This window comes from Pseudomonas sp. IT-347P, from assembly GCF_949768005.1.
Taxonomy (GTDB): Bacteria; Pseudomonadota; Gammaproteobacteria; order Pseudomonadales; family Pseudomonadaceae; genus Aquipseudomonas.
Genome location: NZ_CATKPQ010000022.1, coordinates 777,531 through 798,803 on the forward strand (window position 1 = coordinate 777,531; position 21,273 = coordinate 798,803).

Here is a 21,273-nt window from a genome sequence, read left to right on the forward strand (position 1 = left end):
CATGAACACTTCTATCAGTACCGCCTACAACTACAAGGTGGTCCGCCAATTCGCCATTATGACGGTGGTGTGGGGCATCGTCGGCATGGGCCTCGGGGTTTTTCTCGCGGCGCAATTGGTCTGGCCGGAACTCAACTTCAATTTGCCCTGGACCAGTTTCGGCCGTCTGCGCCCGCTGCACACCAACGCGGTGATCTTCGCGTTCGGTGGCTGTGCGCTGTTTGCCAGTTCGTTCTACTCGGTGCAACGCACCTGCCAGACTCAGCTGTTTGCGCCGAAAATCGCCGCGTTCTGCTTCTGGGGCTGGCAACTGGTAATTCTATTGGCAGCGATCAGCCTGCCGCTGGGTTACACCAGCTCCAAAGAATACGCCGAGCTGGAATGGCCGATCGATATCCTGATCACCATCGTCTGGGTCGCCTACGCCATCGTGTTCTTCGGCACGATCATGCAGCGCAAGACCAAACACATTTATGTCGGCAACTGGTTCTTCGGCGCGTTCATCATCACCGTGGCGATTCTGCACATCGTCAACAATCTTGAGTTGCCGGTGAGTTTCACCAAGTCGTACTCGGTTTACGCCGGTGCAACCGATGCGATGGTGCAATGGTGGTACGGCCACAACGCCGTAGGCTTTTTCCTCACCGCCGGTTTCCTCGGGATGATGTACTACTTCGTGCCGAAACAGGCCGAGCGTCCGGTGTACTCGTATCGTCTGTCGATCGTGCATTTCTGGGCTTTGATCACCCTGTACATCTGGGCCGGCCCGCACCACTTGCACTACACCGCACTGCCGGACTGGGCACAGTCGCTGGGCATGGTGATGTCGCTGATTCTGCTGGCACCGAGCTGGGGCGGCATGATCAACGGCATGATGACCCTCTCGGGCGCCTGGCATAAGTTGCGCAGCGATCCGATCCTGCGCTTCCTCGTGGTCTCGCTGGCGTTCTACGGCATGTCGACCTTCGAAGGGCCGATGATGGCGATCAAGACTGTCAACGCCCTCTCCCACTACACCGACTGGACCATCGGCCACGTCCACGCTGGCGCCCTCGGTTGGGTGGCGATGATCTCGATCGGCGCGCTGTACCACATGATCCCGAAAATCTTCGGCAAGGCGCAGATGCACAGTGTCGGCCTGATCAACGCGCACTTCTGGCTCGCGACCATCGGCACCGTGCTCTACATCGCCTCGATGTGGGTCAACGGCATCGCCCAAGGCCTGATGTGGCGCGCAGTGAACGAGGACGGCACGCTGACCTACTCCTTCGTCGAAACCCTGGTGGCCAGCCATCCAGGCTTCGTCGTGCGGCTGATTGGCGGGGCGATCTTCCTCAGCGGCATGTTGCTGATGGCTTACAACACCTGGCGCACCGTGCGGGCCTCACAGCCTGCTGACGTCGTCGCTGCCGCGCAGATGGCCTGAGGAGTCCGCCATGAAACACGAAACGATTGAAAAGAACGTCGGCCTGTTGATGTTGCTCATGGTGTTCGCCGTGAGCATCGGCGGCCTGACCCAGATCGTCCCGCTGTTCTTCCAGGACGTCACCAACAAACCGGTGGAAGGCATGAAGCCCTACACCGCGCTGCAACTGGAAGGCCGCGACATCTATATCCGCGAAGGTTGCGTCGGTTGTCACTCGCAGATGATCCGCCCGTTCCGCGCCGAAACCGAGCGCTACGGGCACTACTCGGTGGCTGGTGAAAGCGTCTGGGATCACCCGTTCCTGTGGGGCTCGAAACGTACCGGTCCGGATCTGGCCCGGGTCGGCGCGCGCTACTCGGATGACTGGCACCGCGCGCACTTGTACAACCCGCGCAACGTCGTACCGGAATCGAAAATGCCGGCCTATCCGTGGCTGGTCACGCAAGCGGTCGACAGCAGCCACACCGAAACCAAGCTCAAGACCATGCGCACCCTCGGTGTGCCGTACACCGACGACGACATCAGCGGCGCGGTGGCCAGCCTCAAGGGCAAGACCGAAATGGACGCCCTCGTCGCCTACCTGCAAGTGCTCGGCACTGCGATCAAGAGCAAGAGGTGAGCACGATGATCATTGAAATGAGTGCAGGCCTGATTCGCGGCCTCGGCACGGTCGTGGTGTTCGTCGCCTTCGTCGGTTTGACCTTATGGGTATTCAACCGCAAGCGCACGCCGGAGTTCGCCGAAGCGCGTCTGCTGCCGTTCGCCGACGAGCCGCAAGCCGAAACAACCCAAGCAAATGAGACAAGGAGTACCCGGCCATGACCACCTTCTGGAGTACGTGGATCTGCGTACTGACCCTCGGCAGCCTGATCGGCCTGACGTGGTTGCTGATCGGCACCCGCCGGGGCGAGACCAAGGGCAGCGTCGACCAGACCATGGGCCACAGCTTCGACGGCATCGAGGAGTACGACAACCCGCTGCCGCAGTGGTGGTTCATGCTGTTCGCCGGCACGCTGGTGTTTTCCGTGGGCTATCTGATCCTCTATCCGGGCCTGGGCAACTGGAAAGGCATCCTGCCGGGTTACGAGGATGGCTGGACCGGCGTGCACGAATGGGAAAAGGAAATGCACAAGGCCGACGCCAGGTTCGGGCCGATCTTCGCCAAGTTTGCCGCCATGCCGGTGGAAGAAGTGGCGAAGGATCCGCAGGCGCTGAAAATGGGTGGCCGCCTGTTTGCCTCTAATTGCTCGGTGTGCCACGGCTCGGACGCCAAAGGCGCGTTCGGTTTCCCCAACCTCGCCGACAGCGACTGGCGCTGGGGGGGCGACGCCGAAACCATCAAGACCACCATCATGGGTGGGCGGATGGCGGCGATGCCGGCCTGGGGCGAAGTGTTGGGCGAGGCCGGGGTGAAAAACGTGGCCGCCTATGTGCGTCACGAGCTCGCCGGCCTGCCGTTGCCAGCCGACAGCAAAGCTGATCTGCAAGCCGGACAGCAAGCCTTCAGCACCACTTGTGTTGCTTGTCATGGGGCAACCGGCCACGGCACTGAAGCCATGGGCGCACCAAATCTGACCCACCCGGCCGGGTTTATCTATGGCACCAGCCTGACCCAACTCGAGCAGACCATTCGCCATGGTCGACAGGGTCATATGCCGGCGCAGAACGAGCTGCTGGGTAACGATAAAGTGCAATTACTGGCCGCTTATGTATACAGCCTGTCGCATGGATTGAATACAGAAAAGCTGATCACTGAAGACAACAAGTAGCCATCATCGCGTACATCTCTGCCGCACCTTTCTCGGTGCGGCAGCATCCAACCCCTTTGCGACGCATTGTCGCACCCCTTCCTACCCTCTCCTTTCGGTTCCTCTGATTCGGGTCTACGCTTGCTCGATGCGGACTGGCTTGTGCCGGTTCCAGGTCAACGCTGACTGCTGTGTTCCGCGAACCGGCTGACTGATGTGGCCGCAAACGCCGGTAGATACCGGCTGTCGTGCGATTTAACGTCCGTCACCCGCACCGAGCGTTTGAACACACCCCGTTACAAGCGACCTGAACCCCTCGCTTTTTTCGTCCGCTGCGACATTTTGTCCGAGGCTGATTTTGTCCTTACGCGGCGCATGGAAAGGCCGCAGAATCAGCGTTGGAAAGCATTGACCCGGGTCATGGCGCGTTGCAATGACCCCCTGCTCTCTGCATACTTGCGGCCGATTTTAATCCTAATAAAACACCCAAACCGTGGAACCTTAGAATGAGCACAGCAATCAGTCCGACTGCTTATAACTATAAGGTAGTCCGCCAGTTCGCCATCATGACGGTGGTCTGGGGGATCCTTGGCATGGGGCTCGGTGTCTTCATCGCCTCGCAACTGGTCTGGCCGGAATTGAACTTCGGTCTGCCATGGACGAGCTTTGGACGCCTGCGCCCGTTGCACACAAACCTGGTGATTTTCGCCTTCGGTGGTTGTGCACTGTTTGCCACTTCCTACTATGTCGTGCAGCGAACCTGCCAGACGCGACTGATCTCCGACAGCCTTGCGGCCTTCACCTTCTGGGGCTGGCAAGCGGTGATCGTCGGCGCGATCATTACCTTGCCGCTGGGTTACACCACCACCAAGGAATACGCAGAACTGGAATGGCCGATCGCCATTTTGCTGGCCATTGTCTGGGTCACCTACGGTCTGGTGTTCTTCGGCACCATTACCAAGCGCAAAACCAAGCACATCTATGTGGGTAACTGGTTCTACGGCGCATTCATCGTCGTGACCGCGATGCTGCACATCGTCAACCACATGTCGCTGCCGGTGAACCTGTTCAAGTCCTACTCCGCCTACTCGGGCGCAACCGACGCGATGATCCAGTGGTGGTACGGCCACAACGCGGTGGGCTTCTTCCTCACCACCGGGTTCCTCGGGATGATGTACTACTTCGTGCCGAAGCAGGCCGAACGTCCGATCTACTCCTATCGCCTGTCGATCGTGCACTTCTGGGCACTGATCACCCTGTACATCTGGGCCGGCCCGCACCACCTGCACTACACCGCACTGCCGGATTGGGCACAATCGCTGGGCATGGCGATGTCGATCATTCTCCTGGCACCAAGCTGGGGCGGCATGATCAACGGCATGATGACCCTGTCGGGCGCCTGGCATAAGCTGCGCACCGACCCGATCCTGCGTTTCCTCGTGGTCTCGCTGGCGTTCTACGGCATGTCGACCTTCGAAGGGCCGATGATGGCAATCAAGACCGTCAACTCGCTCTCGCACTACACCGACTGGACCATCGGCCACGTACACGCCGGCGCTCTTGGCTGGGTTGCAATGATCTCGATCGGCGCGATCTACCACATGATTCCGCGTCTGTTCGGTCGTGCGCAGATGCACAGTGTCGGCCTGATCAACGCGCACTTCTGGCTCGCGACCATCGGCACCGTGCTGTACATCGCGTCGATGTGGGTCAACGGCATCACTCAGGGCCTGATGTGGCGTGCAATCAACGATGACGGCACCCTCACCTACTCGTTCGTTGAAGCGCTGCAAGCCAGCCACCCGGGTTACATCGTTCGTGCCCTGGGCGGTGCTTTCTTCGCCAGCGGCATGTTCCTGATGGCTTACAACGTCTGGCGCACCGTGCGCGCCTCGAACCCGGCTGAAGCCGAAGCCGCTGCCCAGATCGCTGTCGTTGGAGCTCACTGATGAAGCATGAAGCTGTCGAGAAGAATATTGGCCTGCTGGCCTTCTTCATGGTCATCGCCGTCAGCGTTGGCGGCCTGACTCAAATCGTTCCGCTGTTTTTCCAGGACGTTACCAACAAGCCGGTCGAAGGCATGAAGCCGCGTTCGGCGCTGGAACTGGAAGGCCGCGACGTGTACATCGCTAACGGTTGTGTAGGCTGCCACTCGCAGATGATCCGTCCGTTCCGCGCTGAAACCGAGCGCTACGGGCATTACTCGGTGGCCGGCGAAAGCGTCTGGGATCACCCGTTCCTGTGGGGTTCCAAGCGTACCGGTCCGGACCTGGCCCGTGTCGGCGGTCGTTACTCCGATGACTGGCAACGTGCGCACTTGTACAACCCGCGCAACGTGGTGCCCGAGTCGAAAATGCCGGCTTACCCGTTCCTCGTGGAAAACAAGCTCGACGGCAAGGAAACCGCCAAGAAAATGGAGGTTTTGCGCACCCTCGGCGTCCCTTACACCGACGAAGACATCGCCGGTGCACAGGCTGCCGTGAAGGGCAAAACCGAAATGGACGCGCTGGTGGCCTATCTGCAAGGCCTGGGCACCATCATCAAAAGCAAACGGTGATCTGGATGGATATCGGGATGATTCGTGGCCTGGGCACCGTTGTCGTGATGGTGGCCTTCATCGGTCTGGCCTTGTGGGTGTTCAGCCCCAAGCGCAAGTCGGAGTTTGAAGACGCGACCTTGTTGCCTTTTGCGGATGATCCCGAAGCCATCAAGCACGTCGAGCAAGCTTCTAGGAGTAACAAAGAATGACTACATTCTGGAGTCTGTACGTCACAGTCCTCAGTCTCGGTACGATTTTCGCCCTGACCTGGCTGCTGCTGTCGACCCGCAAGGGCCAGCGCAGCGAGCAGACGGACGAGACGGTCGGGCACTCTTTCGACGGGATCGAGGAGTACGACAACCCACTGCCGAAATGGTGGTTCATGCTGTTCGTCGGCACCATCGTGTTCGCCCTGGGTTATCTGGTGCTGTACCCGGGGCTGGGCAACTGGAAAGGCCTGCTGCCGGGCTACAACTACCTCGATAACGACAAGCAGACGACGTTCGCCAACGGCCAGACCGGCTGGACCGGCGTGCACGAGTGGGAAAAGGAAATGGCCCGTTCGGACGCCAGGTTCGGTCCGATCTTCGCCAAGTTCGCCGCCATGCCGATCGAAGAAGTGGCCAAGGATCCGCAAGCACTGAAAATGGGTGGCCGCCTGTTCGCCTCCAACTGCTCGGTGTGCCACGGTTCCGACGCCAAGGGTGCTTATGGCTTTCCTAACCTGACCGACGCCGACTGGCGCTGGGGCGGCGAGCCGGAAACCATCAAGACCACCATCATGGGCGGTCGTCATGCGGTGATGCCGGCCTGGGCGGAAGTGATTGGCGAGCAAGGCGTTGCCGACGTGGCAGCGTTCGTCGTGACCAACCTGGATGGCCGCAAATTGCCCGAAGGCACCAAGGCAGACCCGGCCAACGGCGGCAAACTGTTTGCTGCCAACTGCGTGGCCTGCCACGGTCCGGCCGGTAAAGGCACGCCAGCCATGGGCGCGCCTGACCTGACCCACCCGGGCGCGTTCATCTACGGTTCGAGCTTCGCGCAACTGCAGCAGACCATCCGTTACGGCCGTCAGGGCCAGATGCCGGCGCAGGAACAACTGCAAGGCAACGACAAGGTGCACCTGCTGGCGGCGTATGTTTACAGCCTGTCCCACGGTGAAAAAGCACCGGAAGCAAACGCCGAGTAGGGCAAACGCCTGAAGCAGTACAAAAGGCCCCGCCCATACACATTGGCGGGGCCTTTTTTCATGGTCGAGTCGCCCAGATCGACTTCACCGGAATCGTGTCGATCAGCTTCCGGTCCTGCCATTGGTTTTTCTTCACCAGATAGATCTGCAACTGCTTGCGATCCTCGGTGAAGCTGGTGATCAGGTAGGTTTGCTGCGAGGTGCTGCCACTCAGGTAAATCGGCACATCGCCCAGCCAGCCGCCTCCGCCCCAATCCCTGTGCAAATGGCCCGCGAAGATGGCGGTCACTTGATACTTGTTCACCAGATCGTAAAAGCGTTTTTGCTGCTGCTCGCTGCCCATATAGTCAAATGGTTTGTGCATGTTGAGGATGATGGCGGAACCCTGCGCCCTCGCCAGGCGCAAATCGGTTTCAAGCCAGTCCAGTGCATCATTTATTTCAAAGGTGGTTGGATTGAGGGGATGAGAAATCCGCGTGGTATAGGTGGGCTCGTTATTGAGCTGTACCAAATGAACTTCACCAACCACTTTTGAATAAGCAAGACTGCCCGAGTACTTTTTACTCAGAAACCCGCCCGTGACTTGCAGATCAAAGTTATCCACCTTGTCCTGATGGTGTTCCTTGAATTCGACGATACTGCCTGCCGCACAACTATTGGTAAAACAATCATCGACATTGTTTTGATAGTCGTGATTACCTAGCCCGTACAAATAGTTGCTGCCGAAGTGCCTTTTCAATGCATCATTCATGAACGAGCGCTGCCAGCCATGACCGAATGCCGTGATGTCGCCATTGATCATCAGCGGCACCTGTGTTTGCGAACCGTGTTTGTTTCGGAAGTCGGCAATACTCGCGAGCTGCGTCTCCACCAGCCACTTCGAACGCTCGGTAAACTCTTTGTCGGACTCCGGAACTCCGCTGTCCGTTTTATCCGTCCAGGGATACTGCGTGTCTGAGGCAAATACCATGTGGCGAGGCATGCCCTGTGCAGCGAAGGTCAAACCGGCTGAGGTCAGAAAACATACCCCCAGCAAAACGCTTACAACTTTTTTATAAGTCATATATTTGAATTCCATTTATCTTTAGTTTAAATCAGCGAATAAAATATCGCCGAACAGCAACTTATTAGAAAAACGGAAAAACTTCAAAGCACAAACAACGGACAATCAATTGAATATATTTCAACATTGCAAACCAGCCTGTTGTTTCTGACCGTTTAGTTGCTCTGTACAACGCAGTGATCCTCGCACTGCAGTCAGCAATGCCAGCGCAATGCTCTCCCATCGCCTAGACTCACTGGGTCTGCATCACGAGAAACGCTGCTACACCACAAGTCAATTGATCCAGGTCACTACACCATCAATTGATTTTGCCCAACGCGACCAAAGGTCGCACCCGTTCATCGGCGTGACAGGCGTATCATTGCGCCACTGCAACGCCCTTCTGACCCCGGTCGGCACGTATCGACCGAGGCATTTTTCCACTGCCGTGGGATGCAATGATGAGCAACCAGATTCCGGTACACGACGTCACACCACCGAGCAAAAACGCGAACAACAGCGTTGACCTTTACGCCTCTCGAGAAAAAATCTACACCCGGGCTTTCACCGGCCTGTTCCGCAATCTGCGGATGATGGGCGGCGCCGCATTATTCCTGCTGTATTTCGGTACGGTGTGGTTGAACTGGGGCGGCCATCAGGCCGTGTGGTGGAACCTGCCGGAACGCAAGTTCTTCATTTTCGGCGCGACGTTCTGGCCACAGGATTTCATTCTGCTCTCGGGCCTGTTGATCATTGCCGCGTTCGGCCTGTTCTTCATTACCGTGTACGCCGGGCGCGTCTGGTGCGGCTATACCTGTCCGCAAAGCGTGTGGACGTGGATTTTCATGTGGTGCGAAAAGGTCACCGAAGGCGACCGCAACCAGCGCATCAAACTCGACAAGGCGCCCATGAGCGCCAACAAGTTCCTGCGCAAAGCCGCCAAACACGCGATGTGGCTGTTGATCGGTTTTGTCACCGGCATGACCTTCGTCGGCTACTTCTCGCCGATCCGTGAGCTGGTCTTCGAGTTCTTCACCGGGCAAGCTGATGGCTGGTCGTATTTCTGGGTCGGCTTCTTCACCCTCGCCACCTACGGCAACGCCGGCTGGCTGCGCGAGCAGGTGTGCATTTACATGTGTCCGTACGCACGCTTCCAGAGTGTGATGTTCGACAAAGACACGCTGATTGTTTCCTACGACCCGCGTCGCGGTGAAAGCCGTGGCCCGCGCAAGAAAGGCATTGATTACAAGGCGCAGGGCCTGGGCGATTGCATCGATTGCACCATGTGCGTGCAGGTCTGCCCGACCGGTATCGACATCCGCGATGGCCTGCAGATCGAGTGCATTGGCTGCGCGGCGTGCATCGACGCCTGCGACAGCATCATGGACAAGATGGATTACCCGCGCGGGCTGATCAGCTACACCACCGAACACAACCTGTCCGGGCAGAAAACCCATAAACTGCGGCCACGCCTGATCGGCTATGCCGTGGTGTTGCTGGCGATGATCAGCCTGTTGGTTACCGCGTTCGTCATGCGCTCGCTGGTCGGTTTCGACGTCAGCAAGGACCGCGTGCTGTACCGCGAGAACGCCGAAGGCCGGATCGAAAACGTCTACAGCCTGAAGATCATGAACAAGGATCAGCGCGATCACACCTACGTGCTGGAAGCCGTCGGTTTGCCCGATCTGCGCCTGCAAGGCAAGCGCGAGATCAAGGTCGCGGCCGGCGATATCGTGAGCATGCCGGTCGAGTTGTCGAGCGCACCGGAACAACTGCCATCGAGCACCAATGAGGTGAAATTCCTCCTCAAGGATGCCGACGACGACAGCGTCCACGTTGAAGCCAAGAGCCGATTCATCGGCCCACAAATCCGTTGAGAGAACTGAACATGCCCGCAGCAAACGCCGCAAGTCCCTGGTACAAGCACCTCTGGCCATGGATCATCATCGCGATTCTGGCCTGTTCGGTGACTCTGACCCTGTCCATGGTGACCATTGCGGTAAACAATCCGGACAACCTGGTCAACGACAACTACTACGAGGCCGGCAAAGGCATTAACCGTTCGCTGGACCGTGAACTGTTGGCGCAGACTCTGAAGATGCGCGCAGCGGTGCATCTGGATGACGTGACCGGTGAAGTCGATCTGCGTTTGAGCGGTGACAGTCAGCCGAAAACCCTGGAGTTGAACCTGATTTCGCCGACGCAGCCGGAGAAAGATCGCAAGATCGTGCTGACTCGCAGCGAGAGCGAAACCGGGCGCTATATCGGTCAGTTGGGTGACAAGGTTGAGGGTCGTCGCTTTGTTGAACTGCTCGGCAGTCAGGATGATCACGTGTGGCGCATGTTCGAGGAAGAGCTGGTCAACCATGACAAGGATCTGTTGTTGGGTGATGAACCGCTGCAAGGTGCCGAAGACTTGAAGAAGTAAACAACTTCAAAAGCCCCCTCACCCTAGCCCTCTCCCCCAGGAGAGGGAACTGATCTCGAGTGTTTGCACGTTTTGTGTATGACAGTGAAAATCCAGGCTCACACCGATCGGCCCCCTCTCCCTCCGGGAGAGGGCTGGGGTGAGGGGCAAGCGGACAATTCCAATGCAAGGGCTTACCCCCTCAACGATGCCATGACCACCCCACTCCCCTGCTACCACTGCGCCCTGCCCGTTCCGTCCGGCAGTCGCTTCACCGCTGTCGTACTCGGGGAGTCCCGCGAGTTCTGCTGCCCGGGCTGTCAGGCCGTGGCCGAAGCCATCGTCGCCGGCGGTCTGGAAAGCTATTACCAACACCGCAGCGAAGCCTCGGCCAATCCCGAAGCGTTGCCGGTGCAACTGACCGATGAACTGGCGCTGTACGACCGCGCCGATGTGCAGCAACCCTTCGTTCGCCATGAAGGCGATCTGGCCGAAACCACGCTGTTGATGGAAGGCATCAGTTGCGCCGCCTGCGGGTGGCTGATCGAAAAACACCTGCGCACGTTGCCTGCCGTGGCCGAGGCGCGGTTGAACCTGTCCAACCATCGTCTGCATGTACGCTGGGCGGACGCGCAACTGCCGCTGAGCCACGTGCTCGCCGAACTGCGCCACATCGGTTACGCCGCCCACCCGTATCAGGCCGACCGCGCCAGCGAACAACTGGCCAGCGAAAATCGCCTGGCCCTGCGCCAGCTCGGTGTCGCCGGGCTGCTGTGGTTTCAGGCAATGATGGCAACCATGGCCACCTGGCCGGAATTCAATATCGACCTCAGCCCCGAGCTGCACACGATCCTGCGCTGGGTAGCGCTGTTCCTGACCACGCCGATCGTGTTCTACAGCTGCGCACCGTTCTTCAAAGGGGCCATGCGCGATCTGCGCACGCGCCACCTGACCATGGATGTCTCGGTGTCGCTGGCGATCGGCAGTGCCTACATTGCCGGAATCTGGACCTCGATCACCGGGGTCGGCGAGTTGTACTTCGACGCGGTCGGGATGTTTGCGCTGTTCCTGCTCGCCGGTCGCTACCTCGAACGCCGCGCCCGCGAGCGTACCGCCGCCGCCACGGCACAACTGGTGAATCTATTGCCCGCCTCGTGTCTGCGGCTAGACAAAAACGGTCAGAGCGAACGCATCCTGCTCAGCGAACTGCGTCTCGGCGAGCGGATTCTGGTGCAGGCCGGCTCGATTCTGCCGGCGGATGGCAAGATCATCGACGGCCAATCGAGCATCGACGAATCGCTGCTCACCGGCGAATACCTGCCGCAACCGCGCACCGTCGGCGACACGGTTACCGCCGGTACGCTCAACGTCGAAGGCGCGTTGACCGTGGAAGTTCAGGCGCTGGGCCAAAACACGCGTCTGTCGGCCATCGTCCGCCTGCTCGACCGCGCCCAGGCGGAAAAACCGCGACTGGCGGAAATCGCCGACCGCGCCGCGCAATGGTTTTTACTGCTGTCACTGATTGCAGCAGCTGCCATTGGCTTGCTGTGGTGGGAACTGGATTCGTCGCGGGCGTTCTGGATTGTCCTCGCCATGCTCGTTGCGACCTGCCCGTGCGCCTTGTCGCTGGCGACACCGACCGCACTCACCGCCGCCACCGGAACCCTGCATAAACTCGGCTTGCTGCTGACGCGCGGGCATGTGCTGGAAGGCTTGAATCAGATCGACACAGTGATCTTCGACAAGACCGGCACCCTCACCGAAGGCCGACTGGTGCTGCGCTCGATTCGCCCATTCGGCGCGCGCGACAGCGATGAATGCCTGAGTCTTGCCGCCGCGCTGGAAAACCGTTCGGAACACCCTATCGCCCGCGCGTTCGGCCGCGCGCCGCTGGCCGCTGAAGAAGTCCACAGCACCCCGGGGCTTGGCCTCGAAGGTTTGGTCAACGGGCAGCGTTTGCGCATCGGCGAGGCGGAATTTGTCTGCGCCCTCAGCGGTGCGAGCGTGCCCGACATGCCGAACGAGGCCGGCCAATGGCTGCTGCTCGGCGACGCTCAGGGGCCGCTGGCGTGGTTCGTACTCGACGACCGATTGCGTGACGACGCACCTGCGTTGCTCGCTGCCTGCAAAGCGCGTGGCTGGCGTACGTTGCTGTTGTCAGGCGACAGCTCGCCGATGGTCGCCAGTGTGGCGGCGGAACTCGGCATTGATGAGGCCCGAGGCGGCTTGCGTCCGGACGACAAGCTGCAAGTCCTGCAACAACTGCACAAGGAAGGTCGCAAGGTGCTGATGCTCGGCGACGGCGTCAATGATGTGCCGGTGCTCGCGGCGGCTGACATCAGCGTGGCCATGGGGTCGGCCACCGATCTGGCGAAAACCAGTGCCGATGCGGTGCTGCTGTCCAACCGCCTCGACGCCTTGGTCCAAGCCTTCACCCTCGCGCGCCGGACCCGCCGGGTAATCATCGAGAACCTGCTGTGGGCAGCGCTGTACAATGGCTTCATGTTGCCGTTCGCCGCCCTCGGCTGGATCACGCCGGTGTGGGCGGCGGTCGGCATGTCGATCAGTTCGTTGACCGTGGTGCTCAACGCCCTGCGCCTGACTCGCCTGCCGAGTCCGCCGCCCGCCAGCACCCGGTCGCAAACCCGTCCGTTGCCGGCTTGAGCCGCGCGGGCCTGGAGTACAGATGCCAGCTCTCTACGTGATGATCCCGGCCGCTTTGCTGATCGTGGCCATCGCCGTTTACATTTTCTTCTGGGCGGTGGACAGCGGTCAGTACGACGACCTCGACGGCCCGGCGCACAGCATCCTTTTCGACGATCAGGATCCGAACCACACCGCCGCAGTCGACGAAGCCAACGCCAGCAAACCGGACGACAAGGCCCCACCCCATGCTTGAACTGGCGCCACTGCTGGTATCGGCATTGATCCTCGGCCTGCTCGGTGGCGGTCATTGCCTGGGCATGTGCGGCGGTTTGATGGGCGCGCTGACCCTGGCCATTCCCAAGGAACAGCGCAGTCGGCGCTTTCGTCTGCTGCTGGCGTACAACCTTGGGCGGATCCTCAGCTATGCCACGGCAGGCCTGCTGATCGGTCTGGCAGGCTGGGCGGTGGCCAACAGTCCGGCGGCGTTGTTCATGCGCGTGCTGGCCGGGTTATTGCTGATCGCCATGGGTTTGTATCTGGCCGGCTGGTGGAGCGGACTGACGCGCATTGAAAGTTTGGGTCGCGGGTTGTGGCGCTACATTCAGCCAGTGGCTAACCGCTTGTTGCCGGTGTCGAGTCTGCCGCGCGCACTGCTGCTTGGCGCGTTGTGGGGCTGGCTGCCCTGTGGGTTGGTTTACAGCACGTTGTTGTGGTCGGCGAGTCAGGGCAATGCGCTGGACAGTGCGTTGTTGATGCTCGCCTTCGGCCTGGGCACCTGGCCAGTGTTGCTCGCCACCGGCCTTGCGGCAGAACGCGTCACCGCCATTTTGCGCAAACGCAGCGTGCGCATGGCCGGTGGATTGCTGGTGATCCTGTTCGGGGTCTGGACCCTTCCTGGCCCGCATCAGCATTGGTTGATGGGGCATTAAATAGGCAGCGCGGCCTTCGCGAGCAAGCTCGCTCCCACACTGGATCGGTGGTGCTACACAAATCCCCTGTGGGAGCGAGCTTGCTCGCGAAGAGGCCTGCATGATCAACACACCTCCTCCCCGTTGATGCAAATCAACAGCCCCATCGCCGCACCCCGATAGACTCGCTCACACTGCCAGCCTACCCGGGGGAATGCCCGCATGCTCGACGCCATTCGTTGGGACACTGATCTGATCCGCCGCTACGACCTGGCGGGGCCGCGCTACACCTCGTACCCGACGGCCGTGCAATTTCACAGTCAGGTCGGCACATTCGATCTGTTCCACGCTCTGCGCGACAGCCGCAAGGCCCTGCGTCCGCTGTCGCTTTACGTGCACGTGCCGTTTTGCGCGAACATTTGCTACTACTGCGCCTGCAACAAGGTCATCACCAAGGACCGTGGTCGCGCCCTGCCCTACCTGCAACGGCTGGAACAGGAAATCCAGTTGATCGCCTGCCACCTCGACCCGGCACAGAAAGTCGAGCAACTGCACTTTGGCGGTGGCACCCCGACCTTCCTCAGCCATGACGAACTGCGCCAGTTGATGGCGCACCTGCGCAAGCACTTCAATCTGCTGGATGACGATTCCGGCGATTACGGCATCGAGATCGACCCGCGCGAAGCCGACTGGTCGACCATGGGCCTGCTACGCGAACTCGGTTTCAACCGGGTCAGCATCGGCCTGCAAGACCTTGATCCGGCGGTGCAGCGCGCGGTCAATCGCCTGCAGAGTCTGGAAGAAACTCGCGCGGTGATCGATGCCGCGCGCACCCTGCAATTTCGCTCGATCAATATCGACTTGATCTACGGCTTGCCCAAGCAGACCCCGGAGAATTTCGCCCGCACCGTTGACGAGGTCATCAGCCTGCAACCGGACCGGCTCTCGGTGTTCAACTATGCGCACCTGCCGGAGCGGTTCATGCCGCAGCGGCGGATCAATGGCCATGAATTGCCTGAGCCTGCGCAGAAACTGGAAATGCTCGAGCGCACCATCGAACAGCTCACCGCCGCTGGCTATCGTTACATCGGCATGGATCACTTCGCCCTGCCCGACGATGAACTGGCCATTGCTCAGGAAGAAGAAACCCTGCAACGCAATTTCCAGGGTTACACCACTCATGGCCATTGCGATTTGATCGGGTTGGGCGTGTCGGCCATCAGCCAGATTGGCGATCTGTACTGCCAGAACAGCAGCGACCTCAACGAGTACCAGAACACCCTCGCCGCCGCGCAACTGGCGACCAGCCGGGGCCTGGTGTGCAATGCCGATGATCGCTTGCGCCGAGCGGTGATCCAGCAGCTGATCTGCAATTTCAGCCTGGAGTTCGCCGTGATCGAGCAACAGTTCAACATCGATTTTCAGGGCTATTTCGGCGCGCTGTGGCCGCAGCTGCAAGGCATGGCCAGCGATGGCCTGATTGCACTGGATCGCGAGCGGATCGCCGTGTTGTCGGCGGGGCGGCTGCTGGTGCGCTCGGTGTGCATGGTGTTCGATGCGTACCTGGAACAGCAGAACCGCCAGCGTTTCTCGCGGGTGATTTAGTTTTTCGTCAGCAGCGAACCGACGCTCAGGTTCTGATCCGCGCTCAGCCCCGACTGCCCGACCACTTTGGACAACGCCAGATTGGCCGAGATCAGACCGGTATTCAACGCGGCGATGGCGCCTCGCAGTGCAGCGGCCTTGATGATCTTTTCTTCGTTGGACAGGCGCTTGTCGGCCATGACAGCTTCGATAAGCGCCTTTTTCTCGGCAATCTGTTTTTGCAGTTTGCGGATCATCTTCAGCAATTGCTGGATGTTCTCGGGCAAGCCGCTGCTCTCGATGTCGCTGTTTTCGCCACCGACACTGGCAGATTTCGCAATCGATGCACCGGACAGCGACACTTTGACACCCTCGACCAAGGTCGGGGTTGCCTCTTCGGGCGAACCTGGATCCTGTGCATTGCCAGACGCAGTCTTAAACGTTTCCGGTATTGCTGTAACGTCATTGCTACCGGGGCCCAATGCACCAATGGCGGCCATCGAATCGTTCCTTGTAGGCACTTTGATACCTGTTTATCGGCTGCAGACCCTGCGGCTTTACGCCTGTAGGGCAAAGTCGCCCCAGACTGGCCTGAATGTCCTCCCGTGGGTTACCCTTACGGCTTATGTGTGTTTTCCCACAAGGATTAAAGAAATGTCCGAGCCAGTTAAACTGCGCGCTCACAACCAGGCCCATTGCAAGGATTGCAGCCTGGCCCCTCTCTGCCTGCCACTTTCTCTGAATCTGGAAGACATGGATGCGCTGGACGAAATCGTTAAACGCGGCCGCCCGCTGAAAAAGGGCGAGTTCCTGTTCCGTCAGGGCGACACGTTCGATTCCGTTTATGCAGTACGCTCCGGCGCCCTGAAGACCTTCAGCCTGAGCGACAGCGGCGAAGAACAGCTCACCGGTTTCCACCTGCCGAGCGAACTGGTCGGTCTGTCCGGCATGGACACCGAGAAACACCCGGTATCCGCCCAGGCGCTGGAAACCACATCGGTGTGTGAAATCCCCTTCGAACGCCTCGACGAACTGGCCCTGCAATTGCCGCAACTGCGTCGCCAATTGATGCGCGTGATGAGCCGGGAAATCCGCGACGACCAGCAAATGATGTTGCTGTTGTCGAAGAAAACCGCTGACGAGCGCATCGCCACATTTCTGGTCAACCTCTCGGCCCGCTTCCGCGCTCGCGGTTTCTCCGCCAACCAGTTCCGCCTGAGCATGTCGCGCAATGAAATCGGTAACTACCTCGGTCTGGCCGTGGAAACCGTGTCCCGCGTGTTCACCCGCTTCCAGCAGAACGAACTGATCGCCGCCGAGGGCAAAGAGATTCATATCCTCGACCCGATCCAGTTGTGTGCGCTGGCCGGTGGCTCGATCGAAGGCTGATCTCGATCCGCGGTTGAGCGAAGCGTTTCAGCCGCGGGTATACTGCGCCGTTTGCAGCCCTGCCAGGACACCTCGACGATGGTCTTCGACTCCTTCGACATCAAATCGCTTATCCGCCCTGTGATCGACTTCCCGAAACCGGGCGTGATCTTTCGCGACATCACCCCGCTGTTTCAATCGCCAACGGCCCTGCGCCTGGTGATGGACAGCTTCGCCCACCGCTACGTCGAAGCCGACTTCACCCACATCGGCGCAATGGATGCCCGTGGCTTCCTGATCGGCTCGGTGCTGGCCTATCAATTGAACAAACCGCTGGTGCTGTTCCGCAAGCAAGGCAAACTGCCGGCGGACGTGCTGGCTGAAGGCTACGCGACCGAGTACGGCGAAGCGTTTCTGGAAGTGCACGCCGACAGCCTGTGTGAAGGCGATTCAGTGGTGATGTTCGATGATTTGATTGCCACGGGCGGGACGTTGATTGCAGCGGCCAACCTGATTCGCCGCATGGGTGCGCGGGTGCACGAAGCGGCGGCGATTATTGATTTGCCTGAGTTGAATGGCTCACAGCGTCTTGAAGACATGGGTATTCCTACCTTCTGCCTGACGCAGTTTGCGTTGACCGACAAGTAAGTAGCGCCCTTCAGGCCGCCATCGCGAGCAAGCTCGCTCCCACAGGAGAACGCATTCCAACTGTGGGAGCGAGCTTGCTCGCGAAGGGGCCGGCAGCCTCACCGCAAGCCTAAAGCCCCATCTGCTTGCTGATGATCTCGTTCATCACCTCCCGCGTCCCGCCGCCAATCGACAAGAGGCGGTTATCCCGATACAGCCGCTCCACCAGACTCTCGCGCATATAACCCAGTCCACCGAGAATCTGCACCGCCTCCGTGGTGATGCGGTCCGAGGTGTCCGTGGCAAAATTCTTCGCCATGGAAATCTCCTTGATCACACTCTGCCCCGCCGCCATTTTCGCCGCTTGCCGGTAAGTGAACTCCCGCGACACTTCCAGCGCCGTGGCCATCTCCGCCAACCGATGTTTGATCACCTGAAACTTGCCGATCGGCTTGCCGAACGCTTCGCGCTCGCGCGCCCACTTGAGGCTCTCTTCCAGTGCGAGCTGCGAGGTCATGTTGGCCATCAGCGCCAGGGCCAGCCGTTCGCTCTGGAAATTGCCCATGATGCAGGCGAAGCCCATGTTCTCGGCGCCGATCAGGTTTCCTACAGGCACGCGGCAGTCGTCGAAGAACAATTCAGCCGTGTCCGACGCCCACCAGCCCATTTTCTTTAACTGACGACCGACGGCGAAACCCGGCGTGCCCTTCTCGATCAGCAGCAGGCTGATACCGGCAAACCCCGGCGCACCGGTACGCACCGCCACGGTGTAGAAATCCGCACGAACGCCGCTGGTGATAAAGGTTTTGCTGCCGCTGACGCGATAGACGTCGCCGTCACGCACGGCGCGAGTCTGCAGGTTGGCGACGTCAGAGCCGCCGCCCGGCTCGGTGACCGCCAGGGCGCTGATCTTCTCGCCGCAGAGCACTTGCGGCACGACGCGATCACGCACTTCGGGACGCGCCCATTTGACGATCGGTGGCAGGCCGATATCCAGCGAGCCCAGCCCCGCCACAAGCCCGCCTGAGCCGCAACGCATCAACTCTTCACTGGCGGCGACCTTGGCGAACAGATCGCCTTCATGGCTGCCTCCCAGCGCCTCGGGATAGCCAATGCCGAGGATACCTGCCGCGCCAGCCTTCAGGTACAGCTCGCGGGGGAAGCTTTCGGCTTCTTCCCACTGGTCGATGTCCGGCAGGATCTCGCGTTCGACGAAACGTCTGACGCTGTCGCGGACCAGTTGGTGGCTGGGATCGAAGTATTCCTGAAAGGCAGGCATGGGCGAGCTCCACGGAAGGGTTCGCCGAACTTAACCGAGCGCTTGCTTGGTTTTCAACTCAATTGTGTGAATCAGATAGACCGAGGAGAACCATTCGCGAGCAAGCTCGCTCCCACAGGCGATTTGTGAACGACACAAAACCAATGTGGGAGCGAGCTTGCTCGCGAAGGCGTCAACTCAGGCGCTGCAAATTCAAAGAGCGATCGGTTTACGCCCGGCAAACGAATGCGCCAGCGTGCCACCATCGACCAGCTCCAGCTCACCGCCCAATGGCACGCCGTGAGCAATCCGCGAGGCGATCAGGCCTTTGTTGCTCAACAGCTGAGCGATGTAATGCGCCGTCGCCTCACCCTCAACCGTCGGATTGGTCGCGAGGATGACTTCGGTGAACGTGCCCGCCTCTTCAATTCGCGCCATCAATTGCGGAATACCGATGGCCTCCGGCCCGAGGCCATCGAGCGGCGACAAATGCCCCTTGAGCACAAAGTAGCGTCCCCGGAAGCCGGTCTGCTCGACCGCATACACATCCATCGGCCCTTCCACCACGCACAGCAACGTGTCATCGCGGCGGGTATCGGCGCATTGCGGGCACAGATCGTCTTCGGTCAGCGTGCGGCACTGGCGGCAGTGCCCGACCCCTTCCATGGCCTGGCTCAGGGCCTGGGCCAGACGCAAGCCGCCGCTGCGGTCACGCTCGAGCATCTGCAACGCCATACGCTGGGCGGTTTTCTGACCCACGCCCGGCAAAGTGCGCAAGGCGTCGATCAGTTGGCGAATCAAAGGGCTGAAGCTCATGGGTAAAAAGTCCGACAAAACAACGAGACGCGGTTTATACCCGCGCCTCTGGCCAGCGTCAAATACTCAGTCCTGGGCGACCTTCACCACCAGTTTGCCGAAGTTGCGCCCCTCCAGCAGACCGATAAACGCCTCGGGCGCCTGCTCCAGGCCTTCCACCACGTCTTCGCGGAATTTCACCTTGCCATCGCGCACCCACGGCACCATGTGGCTGATGAATTCCGGCTGACGATCACCGTAATCATCAAACACGATAAAGCCCTGAATACGCACACGCTTGGTCAACAGTGTGCGTTGCAGCATCGGTAGGCGATCCGGGCCTTTCGGCGCTTCGGAGGCGTTGTAACCGGCGATCAGACCGCACAGCGGGATGCGCGCCTTGGCATTGAGCAACGGCACCACGGCATCGAACACATGACCACCGACGTTCTCGTAATAGATGTCGATGCCATCAGGGCAAGCCTTGGCCAATTGTTCGGCGAAATCCGCAGCCTTGTGATCGATGCAGGCATCGAAACCCAGCTCCTCGACCACGTATTTGCACTTCTCGGCACCGCCGGCCACACCGACCGCGCGCAGGCCTTTGATCTTCGCCACCTGGCCGACCACCGAACCCACCGCACCGGACGCCGCTGCCACTACCAGGGTTTCGCCTTCTTTCGGCTGACCGATGTCCATCAGGCCCATGTAGGCGGTCATGCCCGGCATGCCCAGCACACCGAGGGCCATCGACGGGCTCGGCAGCCCGGCCGGGATCGGAATGATATTGCGCCCGTCGCTGATGCTGTGGCTCTGCCAACCGGTGGCGCCGACCACCAGATCGCCTTTATGGAATTTCGGATGGCGTGAATCTTCGACGCGGCTGACCGCGCCGCCGGTCATCACTTCGCCGATTTGTACCGGCGCGGCGTAGGACGGTGCATCGCTCATGCGTCCGCGCATGTAGGGATCGAGGGACAGGTACAGGGTTTTCAGCAGTACTTCACCGTCCTGCAGATCCGGCAAGGCTTCACGCTCGAGGCGGAAATTTTCCGGGGTCGGCGCGCCCACCGGGCGCGAGGCGAGGACGAAGCGTTGATTGAGGGTAAGAGGGTCGGACATGTCAGCGTCTCCTGTGAATAGTGAATTCAGCGGGTATAGGGAGCAGACCGTTGAGGCTTTTGCGCGTTCGATGTTTATTCAGGTGAACCGAGGTGGATTCAATCGCTAGCAGGCTAGCTCCCACAGGGGAATGCATTCCAAATGTGGGAGCGAGCCTGTTCGCGAAGGCGGCCTCACAGACACCGCACCTCCCTGGGCCAGAAACAAAAATGCCAGGCGCAAGGCCTGGCATTTTGTGTAGCTCATCTGCCGCCGAATGGCGAATCAGAATGGCAGTTTCATACCCGCTGGCAGGTTCATGCCGGCGGTCATGTTGCCCATTTTGTCCTGGCTGTTCTTTTCGATCTTGCGCACTGCGTCGTTGACGGCGGAGGCAATGACCGCTTCCAGCATCTCTTTATCGTCTTCGCTCATGCCTTCGACCAGGCTTGGGTCGATGCTCACGCTTTTGACGTCGTGACGACCGGTCATCACCACGGTGACCATATCGCCGCCGGCCTTACCGGTGACTTCGGCGTTGGCCAGTTCTTCCTGCATCTTGGCCATTTTTTCCTGCATCTGCTGCGCCTGCTTCATCAGGCCGGCCATGCCACCTTTCATCATGGGAATCACCT

22 protein-coding genes are annotated in these 21,273 nt (G+C 59.9%); 16 read left to right on the forward strand and 6 right to left on the reverse strand.

Annotated elements, in window-relative coordinates:
• Window position 1 precedes the first annotated feature (1 nt).
• The 8 genes from ccoN (ACM6IV_RS12335) (at window position 2) to ccoP (ACM6IV_RS12370) (ending at window position 6,902) form a co-directional block, all read left to right on the forward strand.
• On the forward strand, window positions 2–1,426 hold the full coding sequence (ccoN, locus tag ACM6IV_RS12335) for a cytochrome-c oxidase, cbb3-type subunit I (protein WP_073474024.1): 1,425 nt from the start codon (window positions 2–4) through the stop codon (window positions 1,424–1,426).
• Between the two features lie 10 nt (window positions 1,427–1,436).
• Window positions 1,437–2,045 carry a cytochrome-c oxidase, cbb3-type subunit II gene (ccoO, locus tag ACM6IV_RS12340; protein WP_090282591.1) on the forward strand — a complete coding sequence of 203 codons (609 nt, stop codon included), beginning with the start codon at window positions 1,437–1,439 and terminating at the stop codon, window positions 2,043–2,045.
• Window positions 2,046–2,050: 5 nt separating this feature from the next.
• Window positions 2,051–2,248, forward strand: a complete 198-nt coding sequence (locus ACM6IV_RS12345) for a cbb3-type cytochrome oxidase subunit 3 (RefSeq protein WP_077572245.1) — start codon at window positions 2,051–2,053, stop codon at window positions 2,246–2,248.
• The gene (gene ccoP / locus ACM6IV_RS12350) at window positions 2,245–3,195 is read left to right on the forward strand and encodes a cytochrome-c oxidase, cbb3-type subunit III (RefSeq protein ID WP_414870193.1); all 951 of its coding nucleotides are present in this window, start codon (window positions 2,245–2,247) and stop codon (window positions 3,193–3,195) included. The genes ACM6IV_RS12345 and ccoP (ACM6IV_RS12350) overlap by 4 nt, the downstream gene beginning before the upstream one ends.
• A gap of 485 nt (window positions 3,196–3,680) precedes the next feature.
• Window positions 3,681–5,123, forward strand: coding sequence for a cytochrome-c oxidase, cbb3-type subunit I (gene ccoN, locus ACM6IV_RS12355; protein ID WP_007917159.1), 1,443 nt, complete (start codon window positions 3,681–3,683; stop codon window positions 5,121–5,123).
• Window positions 5,123–5,731, forward strand: a complete 609-nt coding sequence (ccoO, locus tag ACM6IV_RS12360) for a cytochrome-c oxidase, cbb3-type subunit II (protein ID WP_034152834.1) — start codon at window positions 5,123–5,125, stop codon at window positions 5,729–5,731. The genes ccoN (ACM6IV_RS12355) and ccoO (ACM6IV_RS12360) overlap by 1 nt, the downstream gene beginning before the upstream one ends.
• 5 nt (window positions 5,732–5,736) lie before the next feature.
• Window positions 5,737–5,922, forward strand: coding sequence for a CcoQ/FixQ family Cbb3-type cytochrome c oxidase assembly chaperone (locus ACM6IV_RS12365; RefSeq protein WP_003175465.1), 186 nt, complete (start codon window positions 5,737–5,739; stop codon window positions 5,920–5,922).
• The gene (gene ccoP / locus ACM6IV_RS12370; protein WP_414870194.1) at window positions 5,919–6,902 is read left to right on the forward strand and encodes a cytochrome-c oxidase, cbb3-type subunit III; all 984 of its coding nucleotides are present in this window, start codon (window positions 5,919–5,921) and stop codon (window positions 6,900–6,902) included. Before ACM6IV_RS12365 ends, ccoP (ACM6IV_RS12370) begins: the two co-directional genes overlap by 4 nt.
• Window positions 6,903–6,960: 58 nt before the next feature.
• Here the strand turns inward: ccoP (ACM6IV_RS12370) and ACM6IV_RS12375 are convergent, their stop codons facing one another.
• Window positions 6,961–7,965 carry a metallophosphoesterase family protein gene (locus ACM6IV_RS12375; protein ID WP_414870195.1) on the reverse strand — a complete coding sequence of 335 codons (1,005 nt, stop codon included), beginning with the start codon at window positions 7,963–7,965 and terminating at the stop codon, window positions 6,961–6,963.
• Between the two features lie 440 nt (window positions 7,966–8,405).
• Here ACM6IV_RS12375 and ccoG point away from each other — a divergent pair, with 440 nt between their 5' ends.
• The 6 genes from ccoG to hemN all read left to right on the forward strand — a co-directional run bounded on the left by ccoG (window position 8,406) and on the right by hemN (window position 15,510).
• Window positions 8,406–9,821 (forward strand): cytochrome c oxidase accessory protein CcoG, encoded by a 1,416-nt coding sequence (gene ccoG, locus ACM6IV_RS12380; RefSeq protein ID WP_414870196.1) that lies wholly within the window; start codon window positions 8,406–8,408, stop codon window positions 9,819–9,821.
• An 11-nt stretch (window positions 9,822–9,832) separates the two neighbouring features.
• Window positions 9,833–10,372 carry a FixH family protein gene (locus ACM6IV_RS12385; RefSeq protein WP_414870197.1) on the forward strand — a complete coding sequence of 180 codons (540 nt, stop codon included), beginning with the start codon at window positions 9,833–9,835 and terminating at the stop codon, window positions 10,370–10,372.
• Between the two features lie 192 nt (window positions 10,373–10,564).
• The gene (locus tag ACM6IV_RS12390; protein ID WP_414870198.1) at window positions 10,565–13,015 is read left to right on the forward strand and encodes a heavy metal translocating P-type ATPase; all 2,451 of its coding nucleotides are present in this window, start codon (window positions 10,565–10,567) and stop codon (window positions 13,013–13,015) included.
• 22 nt (window positions 13,016–13,037) lie between these two features.
• A complete protein-coding gene (ccoS, locus tag ACM6IV_RS12395; RefSeq protein ID WP_077571858.1) occupies window positions 13,038–13,250 on the forward strand; it encodes a cbb3-type cytochrome oxidase assembly protein CcoS in 213 nt (70 codons plus the stop codon).
• Window positions 13,243–13,926 (forward strand): sulfite exporter TauE/SafE family protein, encoded by a 684-nt coding sequence (locus ACM6IV_RS12400; protein ID WP_414870199.1) that lies wholly within the window; start codon window positions 13,243–13,245, stop codon window positions 13,924–13,926. Before ccoS ends, ACM6IV_RS12400 begins: the two co-directional genes overlap by 8 nt.
• 201 nt (window positions 13,927–14,127) lie before the next feature.
• The gene (gene hemN, locus ACM6IV_RS12405) at window positions 14,128–15,510 is read left to right on the forward strand and encodes an oxygen-independent coproporphyrinogen III oxidase (protein WP_414870200.1); all 1,383 of its coding nucleotides are present in this window, start codon (window positions 14,128–14,130) and stop codon (window positions 15,508–15,510) included.
• On the opposite strand, the gene ACM6IV_RS12410 is transcribed toward hemN, so the two are convergent.
• The gene (locus ACM6IV_RS12410; RefSeq protein ID WP_414870201.1) at window positions 15,507–15,989 is read right to left on the reverse strand and encodes a hypothetical protein; all 483 of its coding nucleotides are present in this window, start codon (window positions 15,987–15,989) and stop codon (window positions 15,507–15,509) included. The two genes, hemN and ACM6IV_RS12410, sit on opposite strands and share 4 nt — an antisense overlap.
• A gap of 154 nt (window positions 15,990–16,143) precedes the next feature.
• On the opposite strand from ACM6IV_RS12410, the gene fnr reads away from it, so the two are divergent.
• Entirely contained in the window at window positions 16,144–16,878 is a 735-nt protein-coding gene (gene fnr, locus ACM6IV_RS12415) for a fumarate/nitrate reduction transcriptional regulator Fnr (RefSeq protein ID WP_007918332.1), read from the forward strand.
• Window positions 16,879–16,956: 78 nt separating this feature from the next.
• The gene (locus ACM6IV_RS12420) at window positions 16,957–17,505 is read left to right on the forward strand and encodes an adenine phosphoribosyltransferase (RefSeq protein ID WP_038365388.1); all 549 of its coding nucleotides are present in this window, start codon (window positions 16,957–16,959) and stop codon (window positions 17,503–17,505) included.
• Between the two features lie 109 nt (window positions 17,506–17,614).
• Here ACM6IV_RS12420 and ACM6IV_RS12425 read toward each other — a convergent pair whose 3' ends face one another.
• The 4 genes from ACM6IV_RS12425 to ACM6IV_RS12440 form a co-directional block, all read right to left on the reverse strand.
• Window positions 17,615–18,763: an acyl-CoA dehydrogenase family protein gene (locus ACM6IV_RS12425; protein WP_414870202.1), complete on the reverse strand. Its 1,149-nt coding sequence runs from the start codon at window positions 18,761–18,763 to the stop codon at window positions 17,615–17,617.
• A gap of 192 nt (window positions 18,764–18,955) precedes the next feature.
• The gene (recR, locus tag ACM6IV_RS12430; protein ID WP_414870203.1) at window positions 18,956–19,558 is read right to left on the reverse strand and encodes a recombination mediator RecR; all 603 of its coding nucleotides are present in this window, start codon (window positions 19,556–19,558) and stop codon (window positions 18,956–18,958) included.
• A gap of 66 nt (window positions 19,559–19,624) precedes the next feature.
• Window positions 19,625–20,659, reverse strand: coding sequence for an NADP-dependent oxidoreductase (locus ACM6IV_RS12435; protein ID WP_414870204.1), 1,035 nt, complete (start codon window positions 20,657–20,659; stop codon window positions 19,625–19,627).
• 264 nt (window positions 20,660–20,923) lie between these two features.
• Window positions 20,924–21,262 (reverse strand): YbaB/EbfC family nucleoid-associated protein, encoded by a 339-nt coding sequence (locus ACM6IV_RS12440; RefSeq protein ID WP_016984747.1) that lies wholly within the window; start codon window positions 21,260–21,262, stop codon window positions 20,924–20,926.
• Window positions 21,263–21,273 lie beyond the last annotated feature (11 nt).